Source organism: Vibrio celticus, from assembly GCF_024347335.1.
GTDB lineage: Bacteria > Pseudomonadota > Gammaproteobacteria > Enterobacterales > Vibrionaceae > Vibrio > Vibrio celticus.
In genome coordinates, this window is sequence record NZ_AP025463.1 from 2,214,464 (window position 1) to 2,232,544 (window position 18,081).

Sequence of the window (18,081 nt, forward strand, 5' to 3'; positions counted from 1 at the left end):
ATTATTGGGCTCTTATTAATTGCGCTTTAATGGTGCGGGATTTTTACTATTGTTTCAATGCTTGATAAATGTTTTCTGCCAAAGAATGACTAATGCCCGGCACTTTGGCTATTTCTTCGACAGTTGCACGCTTAAGTTCTTGTAAGCCACCCATATATTTCAGCAAAGCTTGACGACGTTTAGGCCCTACCCCTTCAATTCCTTCCAAAGCGCTGGTTCTACGTGTTTTGCCACGTTTCGCCCTGTGCCCTGCAATCGCATGATTATGGCTTTCATCACGGATGTGCTGGATAAGGTGTAGTGCTGGCGCATCACTGGGTAAATTGAACTCTTCCCCTTCTAGGGTCACTAGAGTCTCTAAACCAGGTTTACGAGTCACGCCTTTAGCAATACCCATCATTCTTGGTCTAAACGGCCAATCCCCCCAATATTGAGAAATGATCTCATGAGCGCGGTTTAGCTGACCTTTACCACCATCGATAAAGATGATGTCTGGGATCTTGTCGACATCGAGTTGCTTCGAATAACGTCTCTCAAGTGCCTGAGCCATCGCTGCGTAATCATCGCCGCCTGTAATACCTGTGATGTTGTAACGGCGGTACTCCGGTTTCACCGGACCTTCTTGATTGAATACCACACACGACGCAATCGTACTTTCACCCATGGTATGACTGATATCCAAACATTCCATGCGCTTGATAGCATCCATCGACAACACTTCTTGGAGCTCTTTGAAGCGCTGATTAATCGTCATCTTGTGATTAATCTTGGTGGTAATAGCCGTCAATGCATTGGTATTCGACAATTTAAGGTAACGACCTCGAGTACCTGAAGGGTTGGTATTGAAGTGAATCTTACGACCCGCCACTTCACACAAGGCTTCTTGAATCGGTGTGACATCTTCCATCAAATCGGCATTGAGAATCAAACGAGTTGGGATGGTTCTCGCTTCATTATGCGCAAGATAGTATTGGCTTAAAAAGCTCGAAAAGACCTCTTCTCGCACCGTATTGTTGGGAATCTTAGGAAAGTGGCTTCGGCTACCTAAGACTTTGCCTTGGCGAATCATCAAGATATGAATACACGCTACGCCATTCTCTTGAGCAAAGCCCAACACGTCCATATCTTCCATTGAATCGTCAGATACGTATTGTTGTTCTTGCACGCGTCGAATCGCTTGGATTTGGTCACGGAAAGCGGCAGCGTGTTCAAAGCGAAGCTCTCGGCTTGCTGTGTCCATTTTGTCGATGAGCGTCTCAAGGACTAGCTTATCCTTCCCTTGCAGGAACAGACGAACGTAGTCGATAAGTTCACTGTACTCTTCATCAGAGATGATTGAGCTAACACATGGCGCAGCACAACGACCAATCTGATACATCAAACATGGACGTGTTCTGTTGGCATAAACCGTATCTTCACACTGGCGGGCAGGAAAGATTTTTTGTATTAGGTGTAGCGTCTCACGCACAGCGCCGGAATCAGGATAAGGACCAAAGTATTCACCCTTTTTCTTTTTAGCGCCGCGGTGCATCGACAAACGAGGATGCTTGTGACCGCTAATAAAAATATAAGGGTACGACTTATCATCACGCAAAAGTACGTTGTATTTAGGCAAGTACTGCTTGATGTAGTTGTGCTCAAGAATGAGCGCTTCTGTTTCCGTGTGCGTCACAGTGACATCGATCTTGTCAATATTACTGACTAGAGCGCGTGTTTTTTCACTATCGACTTTTTTACGGAAATAACTGGAAAGGCGTTTTTTAAGGTTCTTAGCTTTACCGACGTAAATAACGACAGCCTCGGCGTTATACATTCGATAAACGCCGGGCTGCTCTGTTACTGTCTTGAGGAATGAGACTGAGTCAAACAAGTTGGTCACTATACGATCTCAGTGTTAAAGGGTCTCAGTGTCTAACATTCCATGTCTAATCGCTAAATGTGTCAGCTCTACATCGCCACTGATATCCAGCTTACTGAACAAGCGGTAGCGGTAACTGTTGACTGTTTTAGGACTTAGATTGAGTTGTTCTGAAATATCCGTCACTTTCTGACCTTTAGTAATCATCATCATGATTTGAAGTTCACGTTCAGATAAGTCTGCGAATGGATTTTCAGACGCAGGCGAGAATTGGCTTAAAGCCATCTGCTGCGCAATTTCTGGTGAAATGTATCGTTGGCCACTATTAACCACTCGAATTGCATTTACCATTTCATCCGGACCTGCCCCTTTAGTAAGGTAACCAGCAGCTCCAGCTTGCATCACTTTAGTTGGAAACGGATTTTCCGTATGAACAGTTAAAACGATGATTTTAACATCAGGGTTGAAACGCAAGATTTTCTTGGTTGCTTCTAAGCCACCAATACCAGGCATATTCATATCCATCAAAATAACGTCAGTATTGTTAGTACGACACCATTTTGCAGCATCTTCACCGCTTTCAGCTTCCCCTGCTACGTTCATTCCACGGACGTCTTCAATAATACGTCGTATCCCTGTGCGAACCAGCTCGTGATCATCTACAAGGAAAACATTTATCAAACTTGTATCTCCACACTATTAATTGGCTCTGCAACCACTGTGTCGTTTCATCTGTTTGAAACAATTGAACAAAGGAACAGTGGATCGCAGCATTGAGTACATCTTAACTTAATTACTAAAAAAAAGCTCTGTTGAATATGTGCTGAAACACGAACTTTAGCAAGTACTTATTAACAAATAAGCTAACTAAAACAACAAGCTTTTTCTAAAAATCAACCAGTTAAAACAACACCCAATAAAATTACATAAGATAGAGATATTTTCAATACCATTGAATAACCATTCGCGACAATTTCACTTATTTGCTTATAGAGTCCCGTTATTTGCCTCTACTAACTAGAATTTAGTTAGTATTTTTACTGCCTGTTGTGCGCAGAGGGTCGCTAGATGGTAGTATTCGATCCCCCATTTCAATAGGTTACTACATTGGATATTCAGCAAGGCTTTGTACTCACAAGACAAGCAAGAGATTTTTCAGGGCGCACACAAATCGACTTGTGGTTAAGCACCCCTCAAGGCCCTACTCTGCTGACAATTCAAAATGAAAAACCGGTATTTTTTGTTGCTCAATCTGACGTTGAAGCATGTCAGGCAATCGCAGCGAAAGAGTCGATTGATTGCCAATTTAAGCCTCTAGAACTAGCCACATTCGAGCAAACACCCCTCGCCGCGTGTTACACCTCACTGTCGAGAAGTAGCTTTGGTTTAGCGCAAGCCTTTCACAACGAAGAAATCCAAACCTTTGAAAGCGATATTCGACTCGCCGATCGATTCTTAATGGAACGTTTTATCAAAGGAAGTATTGAGTTCACAGGATCTGCTGTGCAAAAAAATCAGCATCGCCGAGTCTCAAATGCGAAATGCCGAGCAGGTGATTACTTACCCAGCCTATCTGTGGTCTCGCTTGATATTGAGTGTTCGGAAAAAGGCGTGCTTTATTCAATTGGCCTAGACAGCCCGATGGACAGCCGAGTAATCATGGTCGGCGAAGCACAACAAGCTGAAACCAATATCCAATGGGTTGCCAACGAGAAAGCGCTACTCGAAGCAATGATAGCTTGGTTCTCTAAATTTGATCCTGACATCATCATTGGCTGGAACGTTATCGATTTCGATTTTAGGCTACTGCACAAACGTTCAGAATGGAACGAAGTGAAGCTCAACATCGGCAGAGACAACCAACCAAGCTTTTTCCGTAGTTCCGCTCAAAATCAGCAAGGTTTTATCACGATTCCAGGGCGCGTTGTTTTGGATGGTATCGATATGCTCAAGACAGCGACCTACCACTTCCGTTCTTGGTCGCTTGAGTCGGTATCACAAGAGCTGCTTGGTGAAGGCAAAGACATCCACAACGTTCACGACCGTATGGATGAGATAAACCGAATGTTTAAGTTTGATAAACCTTCGCTCGCCAAGTACAACCTTCAAGACTGCGTGCTAGTAAACCGAATCTTCGAACACACTCATCTACTCGACTTCGCGATTGAGCGCTCTCGACTAACCGGTGTAGAACTGGATCGCGTTGGTGGCTCTGTTGCTGCTTTTACTAATTTGTACCTACCACAGATACACAGAGCGGGTTATGTCGCACCTAACTTAGAGCCTGAGAACTGGATTGCGAGCCCCGGTGGTTATGTGATGGATTCAATTCCCAACCTGTACGACTCTGTTTTGGTGCTCGACTTCAAGAGCCTATACCCATCAATCATCCGCTCGTTCCTGATTGACCCTATGGGGCTGATTGAAGGATTGAAGCTGGAACTAGGCCCAGACGAAAACCAAGCGGTCGAGGGTTTTAGAGGTGGTCAATTCCACCGTTCAAAGCACTTTCTGCCAGAGATGATCGAAAACCTCTGGGCTGCACGTGATGTGGCAAAGAAGAAGAACGAAAAGGCGTTCTCTCAGGCGATTAAGATCATCATGAACTCGTTTTATGGTGTGTTGGGTTCGTCTGGTTGTCGCTTCTTTGATACTCGCCTTGCCTCATCGATTACCATGCGCGGGCATGAAATCATGAAGCAAACCAAAGTGCTTATCGAAGACAAAGGCTATCAGGTGATTTATGGCGATACCGATTCAACCTTCGTGTCTCTGAACGGCAGCTATGATCAGCAAAAAGCAGACGAGATCGGGAGTGAACTTGTCGCTTACATCAACGATTGGTGGACGAATCACTTAAAAGAAACCTACAACCTAACCTCTATACTCGAATTGGAATATGAGACTCACTATCGCAAGTTTCTTATGCCAACCATTCGAGGTTCAGAAACTGGCTCGAAGAAGCGCTATGCCGGTTTAATCAATCAAGGTGACCAAGAGAAAATCATCTTCAAAGGGCTTGAGAGTGCAAGAACAGACTGGACGCCGTTGGCACAACAGTTCCAACAAACCCTGTATGAGATGGTGTTTCATGACCAAGACCCTACCGACTATGTCAGACAGTTTGTAAATGAGACTTCAGCGGGTAAACATGACGATTTACTGGTTTACCAGAAGCGTCTGCGTCGTAAGCTACATGAATACCAAAAGAACATTCCACCGCAGGTTCGTGCAGCTCGTATGGCCGATGAAATCAATGCTCAGTTAGGGCGCCCTCTTCAATACCAAAACAAAGGACGTATTGAATATTTGATTACTCTGAGCGGCCCTGAGCCTAAAGAGTATTTAAAGAGTGGTATTGATTATCAGCATTACATCGACAAACAGATTAAACCCGTCGCTGAAGCTATCTTACCCTTCATCGGGTTAGATTTTGAACGAGTCAGTGGACAGCAATTAGGTTTATTCTAAGATTATTGTCGAGGTTTCATCAAAACAAAAAAGCAGAGGAATGTTCAATTCGCTCTGCTTTTTTATATCGATAGATTAAGAAACTCTATCCGATTCTAAACTCGGTTTTCTGATATTGCTTAACTAACCACTCACCAAAGCCATCAAGAATACCAATCACCGAACGTTTCGGGATCGGTCTACCTGAGAGTAAAATACCCAACCTTTGAATTTCGACTTCTCTATCTGGGTGATACTTCAAGAACTGTTGACCACATTCTACAGGATCATCGAACCAATACTTATCGCGATACATGACCAAGGAGTAGCTTGCTCTTAGCAGCTTCTTGGCAATGATCACTTGCGCGGCCACTTGTTGCTCTGGCGTTGTAGCTCGGGCTATCTTGTTGCGATACACCGCTAACCAGTTTTCCGCATCCATATTCCAATGCTTGGCAATTTCCCAACTCGTTTCAAAATCACCATAGCAATCTGACAAGTCCTCACCATGCACACATACGGCCAAATGCTTGAGCATAAAGCCCCAGGTGAAGATGTTGTCGAAATCGACTATCTCGCTCACCAAGGTGGTTTTAATCGCCACTTGAGTCACCTGTGGGAAGCTTTTTTGGAAGCGCCATTTAATGGTATTCAACAGCGTGGTTCGCTGATCAGGAAACGGGCGATGTGTCACCACAACCACATCAAGATTTGAGCGACCGACGACGGCTTGCTTGCGAGCAACACTGCCATAAATATAGACACTGTGTAGATTAGAACCTAATCCACCTTTTAAGAAGGTAATCAGATCGTTAACCACAGGTTGGAATTCAGGTTGAAATGGCTGTGTTGGGTCAATAACAGGTAGCTGCATAGGTCGTTTCGGTAAATAAAATCATGATTTAACAGTAACTCTATGATCGCCTAGGTGACTTTATGATTCAAGCTATTCCTATTTATAGCATCTCCGAGATATAATCAGCGGATAGACCCACTAAGGACAAACACAAAATGCCTAGAGCAAGTGAAATTAAAAAAGGTTTTGCTATCACAGTAGAAAGCAAAACAGTGATCGTTAAAGATATCGAAGTAACAACACCAGGCGGCCGTGGCGGCCAAAAGATTTACCGCTTCCGTGGTAACGATGTAGCAACTGGCGTTAAAACTGAAGTTCGCCACAAGGCCGACGAAATTGTTGAAACTATTGACGTAACTAAGCGTGCAGTAATGTTCTCTTACGTTGATGGCAACGAGTACATCTTCATGGACAACGAAGATTACACACAATTCATCTTCAACGGTGAGACTATCGAAGACGAACTGCTGTTCATCAACGAAGAAACTCAAGGCATGTACGCGATCCTTATCGACGGCAACGCTGCAACGCTTGAGCTACCAACATCTGTTGAGCTAGTTATCGAAGAGACTGATCCTTCAATCAAAGGTGCATCAGCGTCTGCTCGTACTAAGCCTGCTCGTCTTTCTACAGGTCTTACTATTCAAGTACCTGAATACATCGCGACTGGCGACAAAGTAGTAGTAAACACTGCTGAACGTAAATACATGAACCGCGCAAGCTAAGATACTTATTATGACCGAAGCTAACGACCTAATGTCTTATGACGACGCAATTGACACTGCATACGACATCTTCCTAGAGATGGCACCTGACAACCTAGAACCTGCAGACGTGATTCTTTTCACAGCTCAGTTTGAAGATCGTGGCGCAGCAGAGCTTGTTGAAACTGGCGATGATTGGGTTGAACATGTTGGCTTTGAAGTCGACAAAGAGATCTACGCTGAAGTGCGCATTGGTCTTGTGAATGAAGCTGATGACGTTCTAGACGACGTATTTGCTCGCATGCTAATCAGCCGTGATCCAGAGCATAAGTTCTGTCACATGCTGTGGAAGCGCGACTAGTACCGCTATTGACACTCATCTGCATGAGTAAACAAGTATTCATGTACGCGAGTTAAAAGTTAGCCGAGCCCGTTGCTCGGCTATTTTTATCACGCTGTTTCTCATCATGACTACCTACTTTCATCATCAACGTTAGATTCACTGATTATGACCAAAGCAAAAACAGACACACAATCAAAAGGCTATGCCTGCATTGGCCTAGTTAACCCAAAGACGCCTGAAAACGTTGGCTCAGTAATGCGAGCTGCTGGCTGCTACGGCGCCAACTCTGTATTTTACACTGGCACACGCTACGACCATGCGCGAAAATTCCATACCGACACCAAAGAAAAGCACCTAGCCCTGCCTTTAATTGGTGTTGAAGAGCTGAAAGATATTATTCCAGTAGGCTGCGTGCCGGTTGCCGTTGATCTGATTGAAGGTGCTAAGCCTCTACCTGATTACAAGCACCCACCACGTGCGTTTTACATTTTTGGCCCAGAAGATGGCACGCTAAAGAAAGAGATCACAGATTTCTGTCGTGAGACGATTTACGTTCCGACTAACGGCTGCATGAACCTAGCGGCATCAGTGAATGTTGTGCTTTACGACCGATTGGCGAAAGGCGATAACTTCTCGAATCATAAGTAACAGACGACTTTTGTTTCGGCCGCGCTTGAGATTCCCTATGACACTCGTTCCTCGTTCTAGGGAATGACGACTCAAAGGGGCTTGATACTTTGTTAGTTGTGAAAGGTGACCTTCAATGCCGAGCGGTATTGAGCGGATGAAAACCGAAGATTCAGATGTAAAAAAACCTGCTCAGTGAGCAGGTTTTTTAGTATTCAGTGCTTTCAGCTAATGAAGCTTTACACGTAAGAACTTATGTAATTACTGACGTGTTCTTGGCTTAGCTGGTTTAGCCGGGCGACCGTTGTTCAGTTTAGGCTTACTTTTATTAGCCTGAGGTTTGCCTTTGTTTGTAGCTGGAGCGCTACGACCTGAATCAGGTGTTGTAGTACCGCGAGTTGCAGGCTTCTTACGCTTAGTTTGGTTGCTACGGCCTTTTGGTGCGTTTGCACGCTCTTCGTGACGCTTAACAGCACGACGAATTTTTTGGCTACGAGAACGCTCACGCTTACGAGAAGTGTTTGAAGGATCAAGATCCAACAGTGTCTCTTTCTCTGGCTTAAGTTCAACAAGCTCACGCAGGTAGTTAACTTCTTGAAGATCTAGCTCTTTCCAACCACCACGAGGCAGTTTCTTATCAAGGTAGATATCACCGTAACGTACACGTTTCAGACGGCTTACTGTCGTTTCTTGAGATTCCCAAAGACGACGAACCTCACGGTTACGACCTTCGTTAATCGCTACGTAGAAAGTATGGTTCATACCTTCACCGCCAGCGTAAACCACATCTTCAAAACGAGCCATGCCGTCTTCTAGTTGTACGCCACGAGTAACGTTTTTAACTTTTTGCTCAGTCACTTCACCGAATACACGTACTAGGTACTCACGCTCAACCTGACGGCTTGGGTGCATTAGACGGTTTGCAAGCTCACCATCAGTAGTGAAAAGCAAAAGACCCGATGTGTTTGCATCAAGACGACCAACTGAAATCCAACGAGAACCACGGATCTTAGGTAGACGATCGAAAACAGTACGGCGGCCTTCAGGATCGTGACGAGTACAAAGCTCACCTTCAGGTTTGTAGTAAGCAAGTACACGACAAACCACTTCTTCAGAAGCCTTGCCTGAAACAGTATGGCCATCGATACGGATCACTGAGTTCTCGTCTTCAAGACGCTCGCCCAGTTTCGCAACTTGACCGTTAACACTTACACGACCAGATTTGATTAAACCTTCTAGTTCACGACGAGAACCGTGACCAGCTCGCGCTAAAACCTTCTGTAATTTTTCGCTCATTTACTCTTTTCTACCTAATTGTCGTCTTCACAGACGTCGAATGAATTTTTCGCGACCAAATCGCGGTCGCGTATTATCGCAAATAACCTGCCAAAAAGCACTTGTTATTTACTGTGGCAGGTTTGCTGTATCGTTACAGACTGTTAATCAGTAAAGCGATTATTCAAACGGCGCAGGATCGCCCGCACCACGACGTAGAACCACGGCATCATCGTCACTGAAGTCAATAACCGTCGTCGGTTGCTCACCTAAGTAACCGCCATTCAAAATCACATCAACCGCATGCTCTAGGCTGTCACGAATTTCTTCTGGATCCGACTCCGTAGTCTCGTTACCCGGAAGAATCAGTGACGTCGACATCAATGGTTCGCCCATCGCTTCCAACAGGTCGAGTGCAATCTTGTTGTCTGGGACACGAATACCAATCGTTTTACGCTTGGCGTTCATCAAACGCTTTGGCACTTCTTTGGTTGCTTTAAAGATAAACGTGTAAGCACCTGGCGTGTGTGCTTTCAGTAGACGGAAAGCCACGTTATCGACGCGTGCATACAGTGATAATTCAGAAAGATCACGGCATAACAAGGTGAAGTTGTGCTTGTCATCGATGCGACGAATTTTACAGATACGTTCAAGTGCTTGTTTGTTTTCAAGCTGACAGCCCAGCGCATAACCGGAATCTGTTGGATAAACCACAACGCCGCCATTGCGAATAATCGCAACCGCTTGAGTAATTAAGCGTGCTTGTGGGTTATCTGGGTGTACATAAAAAAACTGGCTCATTGTTGATCCTCGTTATCGAATCTCTCGACTCTATCATCAGAAGGAGCTGGCTCACCTAAAGACTATTCAGATGGTGAAACCGTTTGAAACTCCCAATCTTTCCATACTTCTTCGACCCCAGAAGGTAGCCAGAGATTCCGTCCAAGTTCCATCCACGGAGATGGGTAATGGAAATCACTGCCTTGGGAGGCTAATAGTTTGTATTGTATAGCATAATCCGCGAGTGTGCGTCTTTCTTGTTGCGCTTGCTGAGGTTGAGCAACTTCCATCGCATCCCCTTTCGCTTCAACAAATGCCGCTAGCAGGCGCTTAACCCACTTGGCTGTAAGGCCATATCGCCCAGGGTGAGCGAGCACGGCTTGTCCACCAGCAGCATGGATAGCCGTGACAGCATCACTCATTGAACACCACGTAGGCGGCACATAACCTGGGTTATTGCGAGTAAGAAACTTTTTAAACACCTGCTGCATGGTTTTTGCGTAGCCGTTGTCGACTAACCACTTAGCAAAGTGAGCGCGAGTAATAGGCGCATCACCCGCAATCAATTTAACTTCTTCTAGCACTCCTTCACGAGTCGCTTTCTCAAGACGTTGAGCAATCATCTCTGCACGTCCAATGCGGTGTTGCTTCTGTTGCTCAATGAGCGCTTTAAGCTCTGGTGACTCAGGATCAACGTTTAACCCAACAATATGGATATCTTTGTTTTGCCAAACAGTCGAAATCTCAATGCCGTTGATCAGCTGAATAGGGAGGTTGTTATCAGCAATATAGTTGCGTGCTTCAGCAAGCCCATCAGTCGTGTCATGATCTGTAATCGCTAGCGCTTCGATGTTAAAGCCAAGCGCTCGGTCAATTAGCTCAGGTGGAGTAAGTCGGCCATCTGAGGCTGTTGTATGACTATGTAGATCAATTCTCATATATTCTTTTTCATTGTTTTCAATTTTTATCGTTATATTTGTGTCAACACACTTGACCCGCAAGCAGAAAACTAGTTAACTAGTACACAAATACGAAGTATCACATTTGATAGGTTCACCATGTTACAAGAATTTAACCAAAACCATAAAGATAAAGTTTTAGAACTTTCTTCAGTAGAAGCAAGTTCTGAGCTTAATTGGTGGCGCACTTGGACAAGTTCTTGGTGGGCTAACGTGTACTTCTAGTTAAACAGTTTGTTTATAAAAAAGTTATCACTAAGCCCGCTTTAATAGCGGGCTTTTTAATTTGTCGAACATCTCACATTCAACTGACTAACAAATCATCGAATTGACCATATTCTAGATTGGGTGAAAGGTATCTTTATGCGACTATGTACGGCAGGAAATTCAAAGAATCATAAAGGAGGTCTTGTGAACAAGGCCATTGAAATCAAAAAGCTGGGAACCATTGAGGTCATCAATTCTTCAGTTCCTTACTCGCAAGATCCAACCAGCGTTTTCCATACTTTGTGTGAAAACAAAACTGATAGTCTTTTGTTGGAATCTGCCGAGATTGAATCTAAACAGAACCTGACAAGCCTACTCCTTATCGACTCTGCTGTTCGCATCGTATGTCGCGGACATGAAGTAACCTTTCAAGCATTGACTGAAAACGGTCAAGCGCTTATCGAACATCTCACTCAAAACGTGAAATCAGAAATTAAATCTGACCTTACTGATAACGTTTTGACGCTGACTTTTGTCGAGCCAAGCAACGAATTAGACGAAGACTCACGTTTAAGAGAAGCCTCTTCATTTGATGCTCTACGTTTAGTTCAGCACAGCTTTGAGCAAGACGCAGATAACAAACACGCGCTATTCATGGCGGGCTTATTCGCTTACGACATCGTGGCAAACTTTGAGCCGCTAGGTGATGCTGAAGCGACTAACAACTGCCCTGACTTTGTCTTCTACGTAGCTGAAACACTATTGCGTTTCGACCACCAAGAGAACGAAGGCCTACTTCACGCGAGCTTGTTCGCTCAAGATGACAGCATCAAAGCGCAATTAACAGAGCGCCTAGCCGACATTCAAACACAGTGTCAGTCATTGAAAGCCATCACAGAAGTTACGCCACTAGACAATGTTGACGCTGTACCAAGCGTTTCAGATGAAGACTTCTGCCAAACGGTTCGTGATTTAAAAGAGTACGTAGTTAAAGGCGATGTATTCCAAGTGGTACCTTCACGTCGCTTCACGCTACCTTGCCCTGCTCCACTGGCGGCTTACAAAGAACTCAAGCAAAGTAATCCAAGCCCTTACATGTTCTACATGCAAGACGAGCTGTTTACTCTGTTTGGTGCTTCTCCAGAAAGTGCACTGAAGTACGAAACTGAAACCAACCAAATCGAAATTTACCCAATTGCTGGTACTCGTCGTCGTGGTAAGCGCCCTGACGGTCAAATCGATTTCGACCTAGACAGCCGTATCGAACTTGAACTGCGTACCGACAAGAAAGAAAACGCGGAACACATGATGCTAGTCGACCTAGCGCGTAACGATGTGGCACGTATTGCCGAAGCTGGCACTCGTCACGTAGCAGACTTGCTAAAAGTTGACCGCTACAGCCATGTAATGCACTTAGTTTCTCGTGTTGTTGGTCAGCTCCGTGAAGACTTAGATGCCCTGCACGCTTACCAAGCTTGTATGAACATGGGCACGCTAACGGGCGCACCAAAAATCCGCGCAATGCAGCTTATTCGTGACGTAGAAAAAACGCGTCGTGGCAGCTACGGTGGCGCAGTCGGTTATCTAACTGGTGAAGGGACTCTAGATACTTGTATCGTAATTCGTTCTGCTTACGTTGAAGATGGCATGGCGCAAGTACAAGCTGGCGCTGGTGTGGTATTCGACTCAGATCCACAAGCAGAAGCCGATGAAACTCGCGGCAAAGCACAAGCGGTTATCTCTGCGATTCAAGCTGCACATACTAAAAATACGGCACCAAGCCAAAGCACACCAAATAAAAAGGAGTCGTAATCATGGCTGATATTGTATTCATCGATAACTTCGACTCGTTCACTTACAACCTTGTAGACCAATTTCGTTCATTAGGTCACAGCGTAAAAATTTACCGTAACAACATTCCGGCAAAGGTTGTTGAAGCGGCGATCAACGAACTAGACAACCCTGTTGCACTGCTTTCGCCAGGCCCTGGCGCTCCAGCAGATGCGGGCTGTATGCCAGAGCTGATTCAGCTGCTAAAAGGTAAAGTACCAATGATTGGTATTTGCTTAGGCCACCAAGCAATTGTTGAAGCCTATGGCGGCACCGTTGCAGGCGCTGGCGAAATCATTCATGGTAAGGTGTCGATGATGGAACACCAAAACCATGCGACTTACCAAGGCTTACCTTCGCCACTGGCTATCGCTCGCTACCACTCTTTAGTGGCAACGCATGTATCTGATAGCCTAACGGTGACCGCTGAAGTCGATGATTTGGTGATGTCAGTGGTTCAAGAACAAGACAAGGTGTGTGGATTCCAATTCCACCCTGAATCAATTATGACGACCTACGGTGCAACGCTTCTAGCAAACGCGATCGAATGGGCTCTTGAGAAAAAGACGATATAGGAAACGATCATGGAACAGATTAATAAACTTTACGAACAGCAGTCTCTTACTCAAGAAGAAAGCCAACAATTGTTTGATGTGATCATCAAGGGTGAACTAGACCCAATCTTGATGGCTTCTGCATTGACTGCACTAAAAATCAAAGGCGAAACGCCCGATGAGATTGCAGGTGCAGCAAAAGCACTACTTGCGAATGCTAACCCGTTCCCGCGCCCTGATTACGATTTCGCTGACATCGTAGGTACAGGTGGCGACGGTCACAACACCATTAATATCTCTACGACTTCTGCGTTCGTTGCCGCAGCATGTGGCTTAAAAGTCGCGAAGCACGGTAATCGTAGCGTATCGAGCAAATCAGGCTCTTCTGACCTACTGGATTCGTTCGGTATCAACCTAGCGATGACAGCAGAAGATACACGTACGGCTGTTGATGAGCTTGGCGTAGCATTCCTATTTGCTCCGCAGTATCACGTCGGTGTACGTCACGCGATGCCGGTTCGTCAAACCATGAAAACGCGCACTATCTTCAATATTCTTGGCCCACTGATTAACCCTGCTCGCCCTAACATCGAGCTAATGGGTGTTTACAGCAAAGAGTTGGTTCGCCCTATCGCAGAAACCATGCTGCAAATGGGCATGAAGCGTGCTGCGGTTGTTCACGGTAGCGGATTAGATGAAGTGGCGATTCACAGCGAGACTATCGTTGCTGAAATCAAAGATGGCGAGATTCACGAATACACAGTGACACCGGCTGACTTTGGTTTGAACACTCACCCTCTTGAAGCGATTAAGGGCGGCGAGCCAGAAGAGAACAAAGCCATCACAACTGATATCCTGACGGGTAAAGGTACTGATGCTCAAGTTGGCGCAGTGGCAGTCAACGTTGCTCTATTGATGCGTCTGTTTGGTCACGAAGACCTAAAAGCCAACGCACAGCAAGCGATTGACGCGATGAACTCTGGCAAAGCGTACGAGCTTGTACAAAAGCTAGCTGCACACGCTTAACGAACGACGAATTGAGACAAAGAACATGACACAGACTACCGATAAACTGTCGACCCACGTTTCAGTCAAAGAAGCTGAAATGGCGGAAGTATTAGCAAAAATCGTTCGTGATAAATACCAATGGGTTGAAGCACGTAAGCAGACTCAGCCATTGGATGAGTTTAAAGCGTCACTAGCTGCAACAGACCGCAGCTTTTATGATGCTCTGAGCGGAGAGCAAACAGTTTTCATCACTGAATGTAAAAAGGCATCTCCGTCAAAAGGTCTAATCCGTGACGAGTTTGACCTCGACTACATTGCGTCGGTTTACAACAACCACGCAAACGCGATTTCTGTGCTGACAGACGAGAAGTACTTCCAAGGTGACTTTGAGTTTTTACCTAAGGTTCGCAGCATTGCTAAGCAGCCTATCCTGTGTAAAGACTTCATGGTTGATACCTACCAAGTGTACCTAGCTCGTCATTACTCAGCTGATGCTATCTTGCTAATGCTATCGGTATTAGATGACGAAGAGTACAAAGCGCTGGCGGAAGTCGCTCACTCACTCAACATGGGTGTATTGACCGAAGTCAGCAACGAAGAAGAACTTCACCGCGCAGTCGCTCTAAACGCGAAAGTAATCGGCATTAACAACCGTAACCTTCGTGACCTTTCGACTGATTTAAACCGTACTAAAGAGTTGGCGCCCCTGATTCGCGAACTGGCTCCAAACGCAGTCGTGATTTCAGAGTCTGGCATCTACACACATCAACAAGTTCGTGACCTTTCAACGTTTGCAGATGGCTTCCTAATCGGTAGCTCTCTAATGGCAGAAAAGAACCTTGAGCTTGCGGTGCGTAAAGTAACGCTGGGCGAAAACAAGGTGTGTGGTTTAACTCACTCTGATGATGCAGTGAAAGCTTATCAAGCTGGTGCGGTATTCGGTGGTCTGATTTTCGTTGAAGCGTCTAAGCGTCATGTGGATATCGAAGCGGCTCGTTTGACTATGAGCGGCGCACCTTTGAACTACGTGGGTGTGTTCCAAAACCACAGCGTGGCAGACGTTGCGAAAACAGTTTCTGAGCTAGGCCTGTTCGCTGTGCAATTGCACGGTGATGAGTCTCAAGCGTATGTCGATGAACTAAAACAGTCACTGCCTGAAAGCGTTGAGATTTGGAAAGCTTATGGTGTTGCTCCCGATGCTGAGAGCTCGCTACCAGAATTACTAGAAAGCAACGTGACTCGTCACCTACTAGATACTAAAGTGGGTTCTCAAACGGGTGGTACAGGCCAAGCGTTCGATTGGAGCCTAATCAACAACCAAAGCGCAATCATGTTAGCGGGAGGCCTAAATCCAGAAAATGCTAACCAAGCCGCTAAGTTGGGTTGTTTAGGATTAGACCTAAACTCTGGCGTTGAATCAGCTCCGGGTAAAAAAGACGCAGACAAACTGCAACGCGCTTTTGCAGCGATTCGTAATTACTAGTCCAAACTCGGCGCTAGAAATCAGAAAGCAGAAAGCAGAAACTAAAAACATATTTGTGGGCTTTGCCTTTTGCGAAGCTCAAGCAAGATTAAATGACTTGGTGTGAATACACATCAATAGAATTGAAGGAATAACACAATGGCTAAACTCGATGCCTACTTCGGTGAATACGGTGGTCAATACGTACCGCAGATCCTAGTGCCAGCACTAGACCAACTAGAACAAGCATTTATCGATGCACAAGCCGATCCTGAGTTCCGCAGTGAATTCATGACGCTTCTGCAAGAGTACGCAGGTCGTCCAACGGCACTAACGCTAGCACGTAACCTGACTAAAGGTACAAAAACCAAACTGTACCTAAAGCGTGAAGATCTACTTCACGGCGGCGCACATAAAACCAACCAAGTACTTGGCCAAGCGCTGCTTGCTAAACGTATGGGTAAGCAAGAAATCATCGCTGAAACTGGCGCGGGCCAACACGGCGTTGCTACTGCTCTAGCGTGTGCTCTATTGGGCCTTAAGTGTCGTGTTTACATGGGTGCAAAAGACGTTGAACGTCAAAGCCCGAACGTGTTCCGTATGAAGCTAATGGGCGCAGAGGTTATCCCTGTTCATTCTGGCTCTTCAACGCTAAAAGACGCATGTAATGAAGCACTACGTGACTGGTCTGCAACTTATGAAGACGCGCACTACCTTCTGGGTACTGCGGCTGGCCCTCACCCATTCCCAACGATTGTTCGTGATTTCCAACGCATGATCGGTGAAGAAACGAAAAACCAAATTTTAGCTCGTGAAGGTCGCCTTCCTGATGCCGTTATCGCTTGTGTTGGCGGTGGTTCAAACGCTATCGGCATGTTCGCTGATTTCATTGAAGAAGAGTCTGTTCGCCTAATCGGTGTAGAGCCTGCTGGTAAAGGTATTGATACTGACCAACACGGCGCGCCGCTTAAACACGGTAAAACCGGTATTTTCTTCGGTATGAAAGCCCCACTGATGCAAGATGAGAACGGCCAAGTAGAAGAGTCTTACTCTGTATCTGCGGGTCTAGATTTCCCATCAGTTGGTCCTCAACACGCACACCTAAATGCGATTGGCCGTGCTGAATACGACAACGTGACCGATGACGAAGCGCTAGAAGCGTTCCAATTGATTGCACGTAAAGAAGGTATTATCGCAGCGCTAGAGTCATCTCATGCTTTGGCTCATGCAGTTAAAATGGCTCACGACGACCCTGAGAAAGAACAGCTATTAGTCGTTAACTTATCTGGTCGCGGTGACAAAGACATTTTCTCTGTACACGACATTCTTAAAGAGAAAGGAGCATTATAATGGATCGCTATCAATCACTCTTCACTCGCTTAGCTGAAAAAAATCAGGGCGCATTTGTACCATTCGTAACGGTTGGCGATCCTAACCCTGAACAGTCTCTTAAGATCATGGAAACCTTGGTTGAAGCGGGTGCAGATGCACTTGAGCTTGGTATACCATTCTCAGATCCGCTTGCAGATGGCCCAACAATCCAAGGTGCAAACATTCGTGCTTTAGATTCTAAAGTAACGCCAGATGTGTGTTTCGATCTTATCGGTCAAATTCGCGCTAAATACCCAGAGCTGCCAATCGGCCTACTGATGTACGCGAACTTGGTGTACGCACGTGGTATCGAGAACTTCTACGAACGCTGCGCAAAAGCAGGTATCGATTCAGTATTGATTGCTGATGTACCAACCAATGAAAGCGGCGAATTTGTTGCTGCTGCGAAGAAGTTTGGCGTTCATCCAATCTTTATTGCTCCACCAACAGCGAGCGATGAAACACTTCAGTCAGTATCTGAACTTGGTGGTGGTTACACTTACCTACTTTCTCGTGCTGGCGTAACGGGTGCAGAAACAAAAGCAAACATGCCAGTAACCGCACTGCTTGATCGTTTGAACAAGTTCGATGCGCCACCAGCACTGCTTGGTTTCGGTATCTCGGCTCCTGAACAAGTGAAAGAAGCAATTGTAGCTGGCGCTGCAGGTGCTATCTCTGGCTCAGCGGTTGTGAAAATCATTGAAAATAACGTTGAACAACCAGAAGCAATGCTTAAAGCACTTGCGGAGTTTGTTACGCCAATGAAAGCGGCAACGCAAAAATAATAAATAGGCTCC

Annotated in this window: 17 protein-coding genes and 1 other annotated feature; of the genes, 11 read left to right on the forward strand and 6 right to left on the reverse strand. The window is 45.6% G+C overall.

Annotation, left to right across the window (positions count from 1 at the left end; all coding sequences use genetic code 11):
• Positions 1-46: 46 nt before the first annotated feature.
• Both uvrC and uvrY read right to left on the reverse strand, forming a co-directional pair.
• Positions 47-1,879: an excinuclease ABC subunit UvrC gene (gene uvrC, locus OCV19_RS09970; protein WP_086738313.1), complete on the reverse strand. Its 1,833-nt coding sequence runs from the start codon at positions 1,877-1,879 to the stop codon at positions 47-49.
• Positions 1,880-1,894: 15 nt separating this feature from the next.
• Positions 1,895-2,539 carry a UvrY/SirA/GacA family response regulator transcription factor gene (gene uvrY, locus OCV19_RS09975; RefSeq protein WP_004729778.1) on the reverse strand — a complete coding sequence of 215 codons (645 nt, stop codon included), beginning with the start codon at positions 2,537-2,539 and terminating at the stop codon, positions 1,895-1,897.
• Between the two features lie 426 nt (positions 2,540-2,965).
• Here uvrY and OCV19_RS09980 point away from each other — a divergent pair, with 426 nt between their 5' ends.
• Positions 2,966-5,329, forward strand: a complete 2,364-nt coding sequence (locus OCV19_RS09980; RefSeq protein WP_065675483.1) for a DNA polymerase II — start codon at positions 2,966-2,968, stop codon at positions 5,327-5,329.
• An 85-nt stretch (positions 5,330-5,414) separates the two neighbouring features.
• Here OCV19_RS09980 and OCV19_RS09985 read toward each other — a convergent pair whose 3' ends face one another.
• The gene (locus OCV19_RS09985) at positions 5,415-6,182 is read right to left on the reverse strand and encodes a nucleotidyltransferase family protein (RefSeq protein ID WP_048659598.1); all 768 of its coding nucleotides are present in this window, start codon (positions 6,180-6,182) and stop codon (positions 5,415-5,417) included.
• 137 nt (positions 6,183-6,319) lie between these two features.
• Between OCV19_RS09985 and efpL the strand changes: the two genes are divergently transcribed.
• The 3 genes from efpL (at position 6,320) to OCV19_RS10000 (ending at position 7,859) form a co-directional block, all read left to right on the forward strand.
• Positions 6,320-6,889 carry an elongation factor P-like protein EfpL gene (gene efpL / locus OCV19_RS09990; protein ID WP_017055115.1) on the forward strand — a complete coding sequence of 190 codons (570 nt, stop codon included), beginning with the start codon at positions 6,320-6,322 and terminating at the stop codon, positions 6,887-6,889.
• A gap of 10 nt (positions 6,890-6,899) precedes the next feature.
• Positions 6,900-7,229 carry an HI1450 family dsDNA-mimic protein gene (locus OCV19_RS09995; protein WP_004741258.1) on the forward strand — a complete coding sequence of 110 codons (330 nt, stop codon included), beginning with the start codon at positions 6,900-6,902 and terminating at the stop codon, positions 7,227-7,229.
• Between the two features lie 147 nt (positions 7,230-7,376).
• Positions 7,377-7,859, forward strand: a complete 483-nt coding sequence (locus OCV19_RS10000; RefSeq protein ID WP_017061495.1) for an RNA methyltransferase — start codon at positions 7,377-7,379, stop codon at positions 7,857-7,859.
• A gap of 240 nt (positions 7,860-8,099) precedes the next feature.
• Here OCV19_RS10000 and rluB read toward each other — a convergent pair whose 3' ends face one another.
• From rluB to rnm, 3 genes are all read right to left on the reverse strand, one after another.
• Positions 8,100-9,134, reverse strand: a complete 1,035-nt coding sequence (rluB, locus tag OCV19_RS10005; protein ID WP_065675484.1) for a 23S rRNA pseudouridine(2605) synthase RluB — start codon at positions 9,132-9,134, stop codon at positions 8,100-8,102.
• Between the two features lie 159 nt (positions 9,135-9,293).
• Positions 9,294-9,914, reverse strand: a complete 621-nt coding sequence (locus tag OCV19_RS10010; RefSeq protein ID WP_009848751.1) for an L-threonylcarbamoyladenylate synthase — start codon at positions 9,912-9,914, stop codon at positions 9,294-9,296.
• 62 nt (positions 9,915-9,976) lie between these two features.
• Positions 9,977-10,831, reverse strand: a complete 855-nt coding sequence (rnm, locus tag OCV19_RS10015; RefSeq protein ID WP_017069983.1) for an RNase RNM — start codon at positions 10,829-10,831, stop codon at positions 9,977-9,979.
• A gap of 120 nt (positions 10,832-10,951) precedes the next feature.
• Between rnm and OCV19_RS10020 the strand changes: the two genes are divergently transcribed.
• The 7 genes from OCV19_RS10020 to trpA all read left to right on the forward strand — a co-directional run bounded on the left by OCV19_RS10020 (position 10,952) and on the right by trpA (position 18,069).
• Positions 10,952-11,077, forward strand: coding sequence for a trp operon leader peptide (locus OCV19_RS10020; protein ID WP_009848753.1), 126 nt, complete (start codon positions 10,952-10,954; stop codon positions 11,075-11,077).
• Positions 11,024-11,138, forward strand: a sequence feature (Trp leader region). Its footprint overlaps the gene before it by 54 nt.
• Positions 11,139-11,263: 125 nt before the next feature.
• On the forward strand, positions 11,264-12,871 hold the full coding sequence (locus tag OCV19_RS10025) for an anthranilate synthase component 1 (protein ID WP_065675485.1): 1,608 nt from the start codon (positions 11,264-11,266) through the stop codon (positions 12,869-12,871).
• 2 nt (positions 12,872-12,873) lie between these two features.
• Positions 12,874-13,464 (forward strand): aminodeoxychorismate/anthranilate synthase component II, encoded by a 591-nt coding sequence (locus OCV19_RS10030; RefSeq protein ID WP_010438041.1) that lies wholly within the window; start codon positions 12,874-12,876, stop codon positions 13,462-13,464.
• Between the two features lie 9 nt (positions 13,465-13,473).
• Positions 13,474-14,469, forward strand: coding sequence for an anthranilate phosphoribosyltransferase (gene trpD, locus OCV19_RS10035; RefSeq protein WP_065675486.1), 996 nt, complete (start codon positions 13,474-13,476; stop codon positions 14,467-14,469).
• Positions 14,470-14,494: 25 nt separating this feature from the next.
• Positions 14,495-15,934: a bifunctional indole-3-glycerol-phosphate synthase TrpC/phosphoribosylanthranilate isomerase TrpF gene (trpCF, locus tag OCV19_RS10040; protein ID WP_065675487.1), complete on the forward strand. Its 1,440-nt coding sequence runs from the start codon at positions 14,495-14,497 to the stop codon at positions 15,932-15,934.
• Positions 15,935-16,072: 138 nt separating this feature from the next.
• Positions 16,073-17,263, forward strand: coding sequence for a tryptophan synthase subunit beta (gene trpB, locus OCV19_RS10045; RefSeq protein ID WP_017067402.1), 1,191 nt, complete (start codon positions 16,073-16,075; stop codon positions 17,261-17,263).
• Complete coding sequence (trpA, locus tag OCV19_RS10050) at positions 17,263-18,069, forward strand: tryptophan synthase subunit alpha (protein ID WP_065675488.1); 807 nt, start codon at positions 17,263-17,265, stop codon at positions 18,067-18,069. Before trpB ends, trpA begins: the two co-directional genes overlap by 1 nt.
• The last annotated feature ends 12 nt before the right edge of the window (positions 18,070-18,081 follow it).